Annotated in this window: 13 protein-coding genes; 7 read left to right on the top strand and 6 right to left on the bottom strand. The window is 44.6% G+C overall.

Features of this window, described 5'->3' with window-relative positions:
- Nucleotides 1-10: 10 nt before the first annotated feature.
- A complete protein-coding gene (locus HMPREF0650_RS04255) occupies nucleotides 11-277 on the top strand; it encodes a PqqD family protein (protein ID WP_004348604.1) in 267 nt (88 codons plus the stop codon).
- Nucleotides 278-384: 107 nt separating this feature from the next.
- On the opposite strand, the gene HMPREF0650_RS04260 is transcribed toward HMPREF0650_RS04255, so the two are convergent.
- Nucleotides 385-2589, bottom strand: a complete 2205-nt coding sequence (locus HMPREF0650_RS04260; RefSeq protein ID WP_040562418.1) for a S9 family peptidase — start codon at nucleotides 2587-2589, stop codon at nucleotides 385-387.
- Between the two features lie 64 nt (nucleotides 2590-2653).
- Between HMPREF0650_RS04260 and mnmL the strand changes: the two genes are divergently transcribed.
- Both mnmL and bcp read left to right on the top strand, forming a co-directional pair.
- A complete protein-coding gene (gene mnmL, locus HMPREF0650_RS04265; RefSeq protein WP_004348606.1) occupies nucleotides 2654-3595 on the top strand; it encodes a tRNA modification radical SAM protein MnmL/YtqA in 942 nt (313 codons plus the stop codon).
- 531 nt (nucleotides 3596-4126) lie between these two features.
- On the top strand, nucleotides 4127-4576 hold the full coding sequence (gene bcp / locus HMPREF0650_RS04270) for a thioredoxin-dependent thiol peroxidase (protein WP_004348607.1): 450 nt from the start codon (nucleotides 4127-4129) through the stop codon (nucleotides 4574-4576).
- A gap of 23 nt (nucleotides 4577-4599) precedes the next feature.
- Here the strand turns inward: bcp and HMPREF0650_RS04275 are convergent, their stop codons facing one another.
- Nucleotides 4600-5202: a UpxY family transcription antiterminator gene (locus HMPREF0650_RS04275; protein WP_004348608.1), complete on the bottom strand. Its 603-nt coding sequence runs from the start codon at nucleotides 5200-5202 to the stop codon at nucleotides 4600-4602.
- A gap of 2 nt (nucleotides 5203-5204) precedes the next feature.
- Nucleotides 5205-5903, bottom strand: a complete 699-nt coding sequence (locus tag HMPREF0650_RS04280; RefSeq protein WP_040562434.1) for a phosphoribosylanthranilate isomerase — start codon at nucleotides 5901-5903, stop codon at nucleotides 5205-5207.
- Nucleotides 5904-6212: 309 nt separating this feature from the next.
- Between HMPREF0650_RS04280 and HMPREF0650_RS13640 the strand changes: the two genes are divergently transcribed.
- Nucleotides 6213-6338 carry a hypothetical protein gene (locus tag HMPREF0650_RS13640; RefSeq protein ID WP_004348611.1) on the top strand — a complete coding sequence of 42 codons (126 nt, stop codon included), beginning with the start codon at nucleotides 6213-6215 and terminating at the stop codon, nucleotides 6336-6338.
- Nucleotides 6339-6353: 15 nt separating this feature from the next.
- The gene (rpe, locus tag HMPREF0650_RS04285) at nucleotides 6354-7046 is read left to right on the top strand and encodes a ribulose-phosphate 3-epimerase (protein ID WP_004348612.1); all 693 of its coding nucleotides are present in this window, start codon (nucleotides 6354-6356) and stop codon (nucleotides 7044-7046) included.
- 70 nt (nucleotides 7047-7116) lie between these two features.
- Here rpe and HMPREF0650_RS04290 read toward each other — a convergent pair whose 3' ends face one another.
- The 3 genes from HMPREF0650_RS04290 to HMPREF0650_RS04300 all read right to left on the bottom strand — a co-directional run bounded on the left by HMPREF0650_RS04290 (nucleotide 7117) and on the right by HMPREF0650_RS04300 (nucleotide 9135).
- Nucleotides 7117-7713, bottom strand: a complete 597-nt coding sequence (locus HMPREF0650_RS04290) for an RNA polymerase sigma factor (RefSeq protein ID WP_004348613.1) — start codon at nucleotides 7711-7713, stop codon at nucleotides 7117-7119.
- A 200-nt stretch (nucleotides 7714-7913) separates the two neighbouring features.
- Nucleotides 7914-8561 (bottom strand): DUF4230 domain-containing protein, encoded by a 648-nt coding sequence (locus HMPREF0650_RS04295; protein ID WP_040562421.1) that lies wholly within the window; start codon nucleotides 8559-8561, stop codon nucleotides 7914-7916.
- Nucleotides 8548-9135 (bottom strand): DUF4230 domain-containing protein, encoded by a 588-nt coding sequence (locus HMPREF0650_RS04300; RefSeq protein ID WP_004348615.1) that lies wholly within the window; start codon nucleotides 9133-9135, stop codon nucleotides 8548-8550. Before HMPREF0650_RS04300 ends, HMPREF0650_RS04295 begins: the two co-directional genes overlap by 14 nt.
- A 336-nt stretch (nucleotides 9136-9471) precedes the next feature.
- On the opposite strand from HMPREF0650_RS04300, the gene HMPREF0650_RS04305 reads away from it, so the two are divergent.
- Both HMPREF0650_RS04305 and HMPREF0650_RS04315 read left to right on the top strand, forming a co-directional pair.
- Complete coding sequence (locus tag HMPREF0650_RS04305) at nucleotides 9472-11106, top strand: phosphatase PAP2 family protein (protein ID WP_050774838.1); 1635 nt, start codon at nucleotides 9472-9474, stop codon at nucleotides 11104-11106.
- 760 nt (nucleotides 11107-11866) lie between these two features.
- The gene (locus HMPREF0650_RS04315; RefSeq protein ID WP_040562425.1) at nucleotides 11867-14068 is read left to right on the top strand and encodes a sodium-translocating pyrophosphatase; all 2202 of its coding nucleotides are present in this window, start codon (nucleotides 11867-11869) and stop codon (nucleotides 14066-14068) included.
- The last annotated feature ends 397 nt before the right edge of the window (nucleotides 14069-14465 follow it).

The following is a 14465-nucleotide window of genomic DNA, read 5'->3' on the forward strand; positions in this document are numbered from 1 at the left end:
AATAAATAATATGAAAGCAAAAACAGGATTTAATCTACGCAACGTTTGTGGTGAGCAAGTTATCGTTGCTGAAGGTAGAGAAAACATCGACTTCAGTAACATCATATCCATGAATGAAACCTCAGCTTACTTGTGGAATGCCATTCAGGACAAGGATTTTACCGTTGACGACTTGGTAGAATTGCTCACGCAAGAGTATGATGTAGACGAACAAACGGCTCGCAAAGACGCACAAGCGTTGACCAACCAATGGCTCGAAGCTGGAATTTGCGAATAGTTCATTCCCTCTCATCTATTAACCAGTAACGCCATGGCGATAAGACAAATGTCTACGCCATGGCGTTACTGATTACAAACGTTCAATCAACAGACCACCCGATAGGGTTATTTCAGTTCGTCAATAAAGAAGTTTGCAATCTGCCGCATCAAGTGATTGCGAGTATTACCGCCATAAATACTATGATTGCGGTTGGTATAATAAATCTCTTTAAAGTCTTTATCAGCCTGAACCAATGCCTCTGCATACTCAAATGTGTTTTGCGGATGCACGTTATCATCGGCCAGACCATGACAAATCAACAAAGCGCCATGCAGCTTTGCCGCCCGCTCTATCGGATTAACGGCATATCCATCGGGATTTTCTTTAGGTGTTCGCATGTATCGCTCTGTATAAACCGTGTCATAAAACTTCCAATTGGTAGGAGGCGCTACGGCAACACCAGCCTTGAACACGCCACGCCCCTCGCTCATGCTCATCAGTGTATTGAAACCGCCATAGCTCCATCCCCAAATGCCAATGCGGTTCTTGTCCACATACGACTGCTTGCCAAGCCACAGAGCTGTTTCCACCTGATCTTTGGATTCTAATTCTCCTAACCGCTGATAAACCACTTTCTCGAACTCAGAACCTCTACCGCCAGTGCCTCTGCCATCAACACAAACGACAATGAAACCCTGTTGTGCCAGATAATAATCAAAAGCACCTCCCTGCCCCAAGGAACCCGCATTCCATGAGTTAATCACTTGTTGACTACCAGGTCCGCTATACTGAAAGAGGATAACCGGATATTGTTTAGAAGCATTGAATTGAGCGGGTTTCACCATCCATCCGTCCAACTTTACGCCCTCAGATGTGGTGAAAGAAAAAGTTTCCTTGGGTGTCCAACCGTAGTCTGCTGTTTTTTTCCGCAATGAAGCATTGTCAATCAGCGTGGACATCACCTTTCCTTTATTGTCCCGAACGGTATATACATACGGATGATCGTAATCGCTCCATGTATTGATGAAGTATTGATAATCGCCAGAGAACTGCGCAACGTTCCACCCTTGTTGCTGCGTCAGTCGATCGGTCTTACCATTCTTGTGCGAAACATAAATCTGACGGTCGTGAGCATTCAGTGCGGCAGCTTGATAGTAAACATCACCGGTTTTTTCGTCGTAGCCATACCAAGCGGTAATGTCATAGGAACCATTCCCGATGGTTCTAATCATCTGACCGTTCATGTTATACAGATACCCTTTCATGTACCCGTCCCGATCACTGGGCAACAGAATGCTATTCTCACCAATGATGACACCTTCCATGGCCTCTTCCTTGACATACTTCGGCACACGCTCCTTGATCAACAGCGTGGCCACGGTACTCGATGGGTTAACGGCATACAAATGCATTTCATCCTGATGGCGGTTCAAGGTGTAAACGATAATCTTGTTGGGATCAGTCGTTGGCTTGATGCGGGGAACATAACCATCGGCATCCAACGGAACCTGCAACTGGCGGGTTTGATGGCTCTTTACATCATAGCTCCACACCGTCACTTTTGAATTGTCCTGACCGGCCTTGGGATATTTATAAGTATATAGTCCCGGGTAATCAGCATATTGAGGCTGCTCAGGTCGCAAGCCCTTGAAAAGCTGCAAGGCATAACTCTTCACTTTTGACTCGTCGTATTTAATCCAACAAATCTTGGTTCCATCGGCGTTGAAGCAGAATGAAAGATTGTGTCCAAACTCTTCTTCATTCACCCAATCAGGCACTCCATTGATGATTTCGTTAAACTTACCATCTTTCGTGACCTGACTTTCGGCGTTATCGTACAAGAGTTTAATGAGATGGATGTTGTTGTCACGCACGAAAGCAATCTGCCTACTGTCGGCCGACCACACCGGAACCTGCTGCGGTCCACCCTCTGAAAGGGGTTCCAACTTTGTACTGGCAATGGTATAGATATAATACTGTGCCTTGAACGAACGGCGATAAATACGTTCGGTCTTGGTCTGGATGAGCATTTTCGCTCCGTCTGGCGACAGGATGTACCCGTCGAACGAATCGATTTTCGCACCCATCGTATGGTTCACGTCAAACAATACGGCCGTCTGTTTCCCCGTCTTGAACGAGAACCTGACAACACGTTCGCCGTCTTTGCTGATTCTTGCATACTGGTCGGTACCCGCGATGGGTTTGATTCCACTCAAACGCTCTGCCGCAAAAGTGCCATCTTGGATGGCCTTCAGGGTGATTCGTTCGGCCGAATGGATGTTTGAGGTTGCCATGAACAGTGTTATAATCCCTAAAATGATCTTTTTCATTCTGCTTGATTTCTTAATGCTAATGATTGCAAAGATAGGCAATTTTGCGTATTTTTGCAAGTGAATGAAACAATTATATCGTGACTTTGGCTCGTGGATTCGCACGTATTTTGATGGTCCGGTGCAGAAGATTTCCGTTGACGCGGGCTTTACCTGTCCTAATCGGGACGGCAAACTGTCAACAGGTGGCTGCACTTACTGTGACAACCGAGCGTTCAATCCCTCCTATTGCGATCCCAGGAAGACCATACAAGAACAGTTGGAAGATGGGAAGGCATTCTTCTCACGCAAGTATCACGGCATGAAATACCTCGCTTACTTTCAAGCTTACACCAATACTTACGCTTCTCTTGAATCACTCAAGCGCATGTATGAGGAGGCGTTGCTGGTGGAAGACGTCGTGGGAATCGTCATAGGAACCCGTCCCGACTGCATGAGCGACCAGCTGTTGGACTATTTGGAACAACTGAACAAGCACACTTTTCTCTTAATAGAATATGGTGTAGAAACGACCAACAACGACACGTTGCAGCGCATTCACCGAGGACACACCTTTGAATGCAGCAAAGCGACCATCGAAAAGACGCACGGGCGGGGCATCCTGACAGGCGCACACGTCATCATCGGACTGCCGGGCGAGTCGACCGAAGACAGCATTGGGCAAGCTCCCATCATCTCATCGCTGCCCATCGATGTGCTGAAAATTCACCAAATGCAGGTGATACGGCATACGCAACTGGCAAAACAATACGCTGAAGCCCCATTCCACACCTACACGGTAGACCAATATATTGACGTCATCATCCGCTACATAGAGCGTCTTCGAAATGACTTGGTACTCGAACGCTTTGTAAGCACGTCGCCAGCCAACAGAGTCGTCGCACCCAAATGGGGACTGAAGCCTTATGAATGGATGAATTTGTTGACCCAAAGAATGATTGAACGGAACACATGGCAAGGAAAGTTATGGCATCCATCCGCAAATATCACCATGGATGTTGAATGATGTTCGCAACTTTCTTCAATGCTGAATTTTCTTGACAACACCCTGCTCATATTTCGCTTGTAAACAAGCAAACGGTCCGCACGGCTCAAATAAGCGAAATATGGCGCAATTTTCTATCACATTGAAGCACAATTCATTGCGGAGCCATTACCTAATTTCCAGACCGTTCATTACGCTGTTACGGAACAAAAGCATTGCTTTAAGAGCCTAAAGTCATAGCTATTGTCCTTCAATGGCATGACACTTGGCTCCTAAAAAGCTACATCTATCAGCATAATCTCTATGCTTTAGTCCCAACACTCGGTCTTTTTTCCCAAAAAAAGAGCTTTCTTACTCCCTGTTGGCCTATTGATTTTTTCTATAAGGAGATTTTTCAAAGGTAGTTTTTTGGTTATTTTTTTGGACAAATACAGAAAACTCAAAGAAAAGAGCAACGTACAAAGGATATATCATATATTTTGCTTATCTTCGTAACATCAATATTCATCACACGTTCGGGCATAGACCCGAATGCTTAAAAACAATATAAATATGAAGATAGGAGACAAGGCGCCCGAGATATTGGGACGCGACCAAGACGGTAATGAACTGAAGTTGGATGATTTCAAAGGCCAGAAATTGGTGTTGTATTTCTACCCAAAGGACAGCACGCCCGGATGTACCACCGAAGCTTGTAACCTGCGCGACAACTATGAACGCTTTTTAGCCCAAGGCTATGCCGTAGTGGGCGTTAGCGTGCAAGACGAGAAATCGCACAAGAAGTTCATTGAGAAGCACCAGCTACCCTTCCCGCTGATTGCTGACACAGAAAAGACGCTCAATAATGCTTTTGGTGTTTGGGGCGAGAAAAACATGTATGGAAGAAAGTACATGGGAACCTTCCGCACCACCTTCATCATTGATGAGGAAGGAAAGATAGAGCGCATTATCACGCCGAAAGAAATCAAGGTGAAGGAACACGCCCAGCAGATACTTGACTAACACTGGATTAATTTGTGGTTTCATCAAGGCTGCAAAGGCTTGCAACACCAGCGGGCCACCTTCAGCATCACGCCCATACAGGGTATCTCCTTCAAGAGAAAATACTTTTTGTTGCTGCGGACCAACCTGCCACTCAGGCCTTTCAGCGGGCCATACTTGACATAAACAGGAGTGCCAGGCTTTAATTTTGCTTGTTCTTCGCTCAAGAATTTACGCATAGCAATCTCGGGATTGCACATGGCTTGGAACTCAAACATCTGCTTAGCCGGAATCTCATAATACTTACTGTCATCCTTGCTTTTACGGATGACAGAAGATTTGAAGGGTGCATCCATCAGCAATTGCCGTATGGCCTTTTCGGGTTTGCTTTTCTTAATGAATACCAAATTTCGAACGACAGGCCGCAGTTGTTGACGGATGTGATGGTCTTTGTCCTCAACGTCCACATATTCCATCGGTATGAAATAATGCAACTGCTGCTCAGTCAGATAATCCATCACCAACTGAGGCTTTGCCATGAACAGCCTTACGGCAAACCATGGCAACGTATCTTCTTCATGCTGTTGAGGAAAGATGGAAGCTGATGACGTATTTTCCCCTGGTTGACAATCTGGCTTGCTTTCCATAACTACGACCGTATTGCTTGGATAAAAGAGCGTAGCATCTCCACATCTTTCACGCCAGGTGCTGTTTCGAAACAACGATTCAAGTTAACACCTGCGAACAAAGGATGATTGAACAGCTTGATGCGTTGCGCATCTTCGGGGCCAATGCTGCCTCCTAATAAGAATGGCGTAGTGCCTTCGTACTTCTCCAAGAGTGTCCAGTTGGGCTTTTTACCTTGGCATTCCTCCTCTTCGGCAGACGGAACGAAAAGAAACAGGTCGACTACGCCCTCAAACTCTTTACACTGTTCCAAATCTTTTTGGGATGATATGGACAAGGTCTTGATAATCTTGATGTTTGGTTGGATATCGGGTTTGAGTGTACGAAGCAGATTCTCTATCATCACCCTGCTTTCGTTTCCGTTCAATTGAACGTAATCAAGACTGTAATTGTAGACGCGCGTCACGATGGTCTGCGGCATGTCGTCTGCGAACACGCCTACTCGTTCAATGCGATCAGCGACAGACTGTGGCTCCTGCTTTTGCATTCCTTTGGCCAAGCGTTCTTCACTATAATCGGGTATGATGCCGGCCATGCTGCTGATCATCTCCACATAACGAGGAGAATGGGGAATGAAGTTGAAGCCCATCATGTTGATGTCCAAGGCTGATACGGCGCGAATGTTGTCGGTATCACGCATACCGCACACTTTTATTTTCATTTTGTTCATTCAATGTTAAAATGATGTTGAACTCGACAAATGTACGAATTTATTTCGACAAACATCTTGAAGTGATTCATATAAATTGGATTTAGAGGCTCTTACCCCGCATCCTAAAGCCCTACAGAAGGCGACAGAAGGTGCGAAAGAGAATGAAATGAATCTGGTTGGAGCCGCAAAAAAAACTTTCACCTTATTATATAAGAGGCTCATCATTAACCGCCACACAAAAATATTGAAGTAAGAATGTAATAAAGATATAGCTGGAACGTTATGATAATAACAAAGACATTATCAAAAATACAGCCTATGAAGTATTTTACATCGGAAGAACTGAAACCCTCGGAGGTCACGCTGAACTTGCTCAGACAGTTGGCTCGCACATACAGGGTAGTTGACATTGATAACAAGAAGGCATCCTATTGTCTCAATTAATGCCCAAAAACGCAAATGAAGAACATTCTTATTTCTCCCTCACTCCTATCGGCTGACTTTACAAACCTCAAGTCAGACGTCGAAATGATTAACCGCAGTGAGGCCGACTGGCTTCACATGGATGTCATGGATGGCGTGTTTGTGCCAAATATTTCATTTGGTTTTCCCGTCATCAGTGCCGTCTCGAAAATCTGTAAGAAGCCGCTCGACGTTCACTTGATGATTGTACAACCCGAGCGATACATCGAACAAACGGCCAAGGCTGGCGCCTATATCATGTCCGTTCAATACGAAGCGTGCACCCATCTGCACCGTACCATTCAGCAAATCCATGCGGCTGGCATGAAAGCCGGCGTGGTATTGAATCCTTCCACGCCCGTTCATCTGCTGGAAGACATCATCTGTGACGTTGACTTGGTATTGCTTATGAGCGTCAATCCTGGCTTTGGTGGACAAACATTCATCGAGAACACCATCAATAAGGTAAAGCGTCTCCGCAAGCTCATGGATGAATGTGGATCTAAAGCTCTTATTGAGGTTGATGGAGGTGTACAGGGTGAAACCGCTCCGCGACTTGTTCAAGCAGGTGCAGACGTACTGGTGAGTGGCAGCTATGTGTTCAAATCAGAGGATCCAGAGAATACCATCAAACAGTTGAAGTCACTTTCTACAAGCCAAGAAAGTGAAGAAAGACCCTCGAGAACTTAACATAATCATGGAGCAAGAAGAAGAAAAATTCGAATTCTTCTTGCTCAATTGGAGTGCATGAGCGGCCTGATTACATCATTCGTAATTCCATCTGATGCTCCTGAGCCATCTTCCTCAGATTGATGATGGCATAACGCATGCGCCCCAAGGCTGTATTGATACTTACATTTGTGGTGTCAGCAATCTCTTTAAACGACAGCTGCTGATAGAATCGCATGTACACAACTTCACGCTGAGCGGTGGGTAAAAGGTTCATCATCTTCTTGACATCGCAGAGAATCTGTTCGTTGACAAACTTGCTCTCAATGTTCTCGTCCAACAATTCCTTACTGCCAAAGTTTGACAAGTCATTGTCTTCTGTAGCCTCGACAATCTTTTCAGACTTCTGTTCGCGGTACATGTCCATGATGATATTATGGGCAATGCGCATGACCCATGCGCAGAACTTACCCGTAACGGTATACTTCCCCTGCTGTAACTTGGTGATGACCTTCACAAAGGTTTCTTGAAAGACATCGTCAGCCACATCCCTATCCCTTACAACAAACAGGATATAAGAGAATATCTTCGACTGATTGCGCGACAATAATAAATCAAAAGCGTAGTTATTACCATTGATATAGGCCACTGCCAATTCCTCATCTGACAGCTCATTCAGCTTCCTCATTTTCTTAAAAATTTGATTCTAAGTAAATGTATATCTATAGGCAATGAGATTTATTTGTTATAAAACCTTTCAAGATGTGCACAAAGTTAAACGAATTTAATGACTCCACCAAATTAAATAACGAAAATATGCGCAAGATACTTTACTTTTCCGAAAAGAATCAGTTGCCTTATTGTGTGTTTTCAGCAATCGAGCATGGCTTATTGACTGCGCTTTTCTTTTGTATATGGCTTATTGCGAATGATGACATTTTCAAATCCCATGGATTTCATCAACTGGTAGAACTGGCGTGAGGCGTTGCGCTCTGCACTCTTGATGTTTGGTGTTGTCAAGCATCGGTCAATCATAGCTTGATAGGCTCTTCGGTAAAGATCGTCACGATCTTTAGCCTTCCACTCGCCCTTTTCAAAGAAAGACTTGGTGCGAGCCTCATCGATAAAGTTGTGATCCAACAGTTTGACGGGTGGTAACATAACGACGATAGAATCTCCTTGAGGCTCTATAAAATCTTCACCTGCATCTTGTAAGTCAATACCCAACCGCAAAGTACCATAATAAATACGAACCAATTCGGCATCACCGAAGAAGCCATGCCTAACTGTGTCAATGATTTCTTCGTTGTTGATGGTCAAAAACTCCCATTGTCCAATGTCACGAATACTCTGTATCTGCGTGGGGGTGATATTGATTTTGTCATCCTTTGACAGTTCGAACCTATTGTCTTTATTAAGATACACTAACACAATGCCCACCAACAGCAAGATCGTAATCACGAAAAAAATAGTCTTCCTTGATATCTTGGACAGGCGGTTGAGCAAGTTGTGTCTTTTATTGTTATTCGTTTCCATGTTCAATCGTTGTTTTGTCAAGAAGAGTCTTAATGTCATCCAATGTGAATTGCTTTCGGAAAGAGATGGTGATGTCTTCCTCGCGATACCCCATTTGCTCTATCATCGGTATCAACGTACGAGCAGCACTTTCACGAGCCATGTCAATAATGTCCAGTGAATTGATGTCATGGATGATGGCGTCACGCCCTTGTTGACCGTAGCTGGCGAGTTCTTCGTCAGAGAAGTTGCTACGAGTGAGGGCTACATACTGTTTGATTTCTTCATGATTGATGCGAGTAGACGTGAGTGTCACCCGAGGATCCGGTAAGATAATCTCAATTTTTTGTCCCTTCTTTTGCACGTTTTCTTCGCTGAAATTACTGAAATCGATGTATGCTTTCAGGGTGGCATCCATTGGAATGGCAATCTTCCGCCTGCCCAATGGAAGGTTGACACTAAAATCTTTCTTCATGAAAGAACCGTTGAGCTTCAGCTGGTCGTCATGTGTAACAATCTTGTGAACATGCACTTCTGTGGTATACAGTTTTGAACACTTTTGTATCTGCATCACCATGGTTGGAATCGTATCCATAGGAGCGATTCCCTCTTCTGTTTTATTGTGAGAACAGGAGCAAAAAGCAATGATGCAACTGAGGATAAATAGGTATGATCGCATGTCTGTTTTGTGCGTGAACTGATGTAGAAAACGCTGAAAGCTACATGGTGTAGCATTGACATTTTCGTATTATCGAGTAATATATATTGTACAAAAGTAGAAAAAATATTTGATAATGTCATGAAATGTGTCAAATTTATATTCTTCATTTTACATCTGGTTGCGTACTACAAAAATATGATGTAACTTTGCAAACTCAAACAGATTCCATTATTCTACAATGGTCTGTGAGCAACTATTATATCATCGTAAATGAACATTCATCATCCTGTTTCACGTCAATTCATTGTATGCGTGACGCTGTTCTTGCTGCTATCGAAAGCTGTTTTTTCAGCTGTGACTGACACTACGGCGTTAACACCATCCCCCATCCTCACACCTGTTACTAATTTCAATGCGAAGAAGGCATTGAAACAAGATTTCACATACATGGGATTGGGATTCATCGCCTCGGGATTTATCGTGAAATCTCACAAAGAAGACTTTCGCTCTCTCCGACATTATTTTCAACCAACGTTCAAGACCACTTGGGACAACTACGCACAATACAGCCCTCTGCTAACAACGTGGGTGCTGAACACGGCTGGCGTTCAAGGACGAAGCTCACTTCAACGTCTTGCGGTAAGCAACGCCATGTCGTTTGTCATGATGGCAGGAATAGTCAACACCATGAAACACACCACAAAAGAGCTTCGTCCAGATGGCACTAAACGCAACTCTTTCCCTTCGGGGCACACGGCTACAGCGTTTGTTGCTGCAACCATCTTGCACAAAGAGTATGGACTTACGCGTAGCCCATGGTACAGCATAGCTGGGTATTCAGTTGCTACAGCAACGGGCATTTGCCGCATTTTGAACAACAGGCATTGGGTAAACGACGTGTTGGTTGGAGCGGGAATAGGCATTTTAGCCACAGACATTGGCTATGCCCTGGGTGACCTGATATTCAAGGATAAAGGCCTGAGGCGAAGCAATCTGGAAGATATTACACCCAACATCTCAAACCGGCCCTCATTTTTTGCCATCAACATAGACATGGCAGCCAGGATGCAACGCTTCAAAGCACCAGAAGTATACGACCACTATGATAAGAACATGCAACCTTATGCTCCTGGCAGCTCACAAGGATCAAGTCATCCTTTGGGATTGAAACTGAACTTGGGTGCCAGCATAGGCGTAGCGGTTGAGAGTGCTTATTTCTTGAATGATTACATCGGAATAGGCGGAAGACTTCGCGTAACGACCATGCCTGTTACTTCTACCGTTGATTTGTCGCATGGGTTCAAATATAATATATACGCACATGGCCTGCAAAATGATTTAAAAGAAAAATTCGTGAACTTCGTAGGACTGGAATCCAATCATGTGGGCATGTTCGATTTCAGTACGGGTGCCTATTTCTCTTATCCCCTTACCAGCCGATTGCGCTTAGGCAGCAAGGTGCTGATTGGTAGAAGACACACGACCGACTATGACATCGATGCCATCGCCGATGTGGATGTTGAGGGTCTGCGCAATGCCCTTGCTCCAATTTCCGCAAATGACAAACAATATTTTAAGAGCCCAGATGAAAAGGGAGAGCTGACAAGATGGTTGGATGACCTGGGCGATGGACGAGGCATCCATGATGGTAAGTTTTTAACGATTAAGTCGAACAAAACGCCCCTATACAGCACGGGGCTCTCCTTGACGTGGGCCTACAAGCATGGCATGTCGTTCAAGACAAATCTTAATTATGACTACGCTGAACCTGAATACACCTATGAACTGAGGAACCGTGTTCAAGAATCACAGGATGGCACACGGACTTTTCTTACTGACACCTTTAAACGTCGGACTCCCATGCATCAACCCAGTTTTTCATTCGGTATGGCATTTAATTTTTAAATCAGCCACCAGTCGGCCGAACATGATGAATCGCTCCCCTGTCATGCAATAGCGATCAAAACGCTATGAGCTATTCTTGGTACAACTGGATGGACTAATCCATTGAGAACCCCATCTAAATGCCACCTTTCTATCAAAAGATATGCTCGTTGGTCCTACCCAAATCATGACGGCCAACGTTACTGATTTTTTTTGACAACGTACGCGTTCATATTTCGCATATTTGCAAACAAACATGCCGGTTGTTGCAAATACGGCAAGCATGAGCATTATTTGTATATACCTCATACACAATAGTTTATAAATCTTTCCTGCGTTTTATCTACCTATCAATATCTCTTTTGCTGGCAAAAGCATTGAGTTAAGCATGGAATTAACATGCTTTTGGCGAGCAATAAGCTACAACTTGCCCACCGAAATGATGCATATTCAGCGAAAAACACATTGACATTGCAGCAAAAACACAATTCTAAAGCGTCTTTGACGTCCTGTGTGCATCCTCCATGCCTAGTATTTTCTTATAGATTGCACATTCTGAGGGCCATTTTGAGGGCCAAATATGAGCAAAAGAATCAACAAATGCTCACTCCGTTCTTTTACGCTGGTTCAGTACATCACATCCCGATAAATGAACAACCCATATTTCGCCATTCTAAACTTTCTGGTTTTCAAATTGGGAAAATATGTAAGAAATATTTGCAAACTTAAAATTATTCACTACATTTGCGAAAAATCTACTAACTTAAAACACATTAAAACCATGAACATTCCATTTATTTTTTGGCTTGTGCCAGTGGCCTCTGTGGTTGCACTATCCATGGCATGGTACTTCTTTCAAAGTATGATGAAGTATGATGAAGGCACACCTCGTATGCGAGAAATTGCGCAACATGTGCGCCATGGCGCCATGGCGTACCTCAAACAACAGTACACTGTGGTGCTGTATGTATTTATCGCATTAGCTATCCTGTTTGCTTTTATGGCTTACGTGCTCAAAATTCAAAATCCATGGGTACCGGTTGCGTTCCTCACAGGAGGTTTATTTAGCGGACTCTGTGGTTTCTTTGGCATGAAAACCGCCACTTATGCATCGGGTAGAACCGCCAATGCAGCTCGCAAGAGCTTAAATCAGGGTCTGCAGATAGCCTTCCGGTCGGGCGCAGTCATGGGACTCGTTGTGGTTGGTTTAGGTCTGTTGGACATTGCCATGTGGTTTATACTCCTCACCTATCTTTATCATGGCAGCAACATGGCACTGGTTACCGTCACTACAACAATGCTGACCTTCGGCATGGGTGCCTCTACACAAGCGCTGTTTGCACGTGTTGGAGGAGGTATCTACACCAAAGCAGCCGATGTAGGTGCTGACTTGGTGGGCAAGGTAGAACAAGATATTCCTGAAGACGACCCTCGAAATCCCGCTACTATTGCCGACAATGTGGGCGATAACGTGGGCGACGTTGCTGGTATGGGTGCTGACCTCTATGAAAGTTATTGCGGAAGTATCTTGTCTACGGCTGCATTAGGTGCCACAGCCTTTGTGGCAAGCGGTGACATGCAACTCAAAGCCGTGGTAGCTCCTATGATTATTGCGGCAGTAGGTATTTTCTTGAGCCTGATTGGTATTTTCTTGGTACGTACCAAAGAAGAAGCAACGATGAAAGACTTGCTGAAGTCTTTGAGCATTGGTACCAATGTTGCTGCGGTACTTATTGCCATTGCTACCTTCCTCATCTTGTATTTCTTGGGCATCACCAACTGGTTGGGCGTTAGCTTCTCAGTAGTAACAGGTCTAGCAGCAGGTGTCATCATCGGTCAAGCCACCGAATACTACACCTCACATAGCTACAAGCCAACCAAAGAGATTGCAGCTTCTTCGCAAACAGGTGCAGCTACCGTGATCATCAAAGGCATTGGTACTGGAATGATTAGTACCAGCATTCCGGTAGTAACCATATCCGTTGCCATCATTATGAGTTATCTTTGTGCCAACGGATTTGATATGAGCATGAGTGCCGAATCCATCAGTCATGGACTGTATGGTATTGGCATTGCGGCAGTAGGCATGCTTTCCACCTTGGGCATCACCTTGGCTACAGATGCCTATGGCCCCATTGCTGACAATGCAGGTGGTAACGCAGAAATGAGCGAACTAGGTGAGGAAGTGAGAGAACGCACCGATGCACTCGACGCTTTGGGTAACACCACGGCGGCTACAGGTAAGGGCTTTGCCATTGGCTCAGCCGCTTTAACCGCGCTGGCGCTTTTGGCATCCTATATAGAAGAGGTGAAAATAGCCATGGTCAGAATGGTAGACGAAGGTCATCAATTTGTAAATGCTGCCGGCAACGTATTTACACCCAACACGGCAAGCATGTCAGATTTCATGGAATTCTTCCAAGTGAACCTGATGAATCCACGCGTTTTAGTAGGAGCCTTCATAGGTGCCATGGCTGCTTACTTGTTCTGCGGACTCACTATGGGTGCTGTAGGTAGAGCGGCAGGTGCGATGGTAGATGAGGTTCGTCGACAGTTCCGAGAAATCAAAGGTATTTTAGAGGGCAAAGCTACTCCCGACTATAGCAGGTGTGTGGAGATTAGTACCAAGTCGGCACAACGCGAGATGCTGTTACCATCCATTCTGGCTATAGCCATTCCTATCGTTGTTGGCATCGTATTAGGTGTCGCAGGCGTGTTAGGTTTGTTAGTAGGCGGATTGTCTGCAGGCTTTACGCTGGCCATATTCATGGCAAACGCAGGTGGCGCATGGGATAATGCCAAGAAGATGGTTGAGGAAGGTAACTTCGGTGGCAAGGGCTCTGCGTGTCACAAGGCTACTGTCGTTGGCGACACCGTAGGTGATCCTTTCAAAGATACAAGCGGACCAAGCTTAAACATTCTGATTAAGTTGATGTCTATGGTCAGCATCGTGATGGCTGGACTTACGGCAGCTTTGATCTAAACACATAGGATATTAATGCTTGGAAATTACCCCAAGAAACTCAATCAATGTTGTAAAATTGGATGAGTTTCTTGGGGTGATTCTTGTTTGCAAAGAATATTTCATTATCTTTGCAATAGAAATAATGACAACGACAATGACAGAACACAACCCTAATCAATCTACAACGAGAGATGAAGCTCATGGACATTATTCTCATTCTCAACACCATCACCATCGAAGCCCCCACGAGTCATCAAAGTTTAAGAACAACAATCGTTTTTCTAAGAAACGAAGAAAAATGATTAGTAACGTTCTGTTCATTTCCTTATCCATCATTGCAGCACTCATCATGATTGCGGTTATCTGGTTGTACACCGTTGAATAATGATACACGAATCATATTGAATGATATAGA

This window comes from Hoylesella buccalis ATCC 35310, from assembly GCF_000177075.1.
GTDB classification, from domain to species: domain Bacteria; phylum Bacteroidota; class Bacteroidia; order Bacteroidales; family Bacteroidaceae; genus Prevotella; species Prevotella buccalis.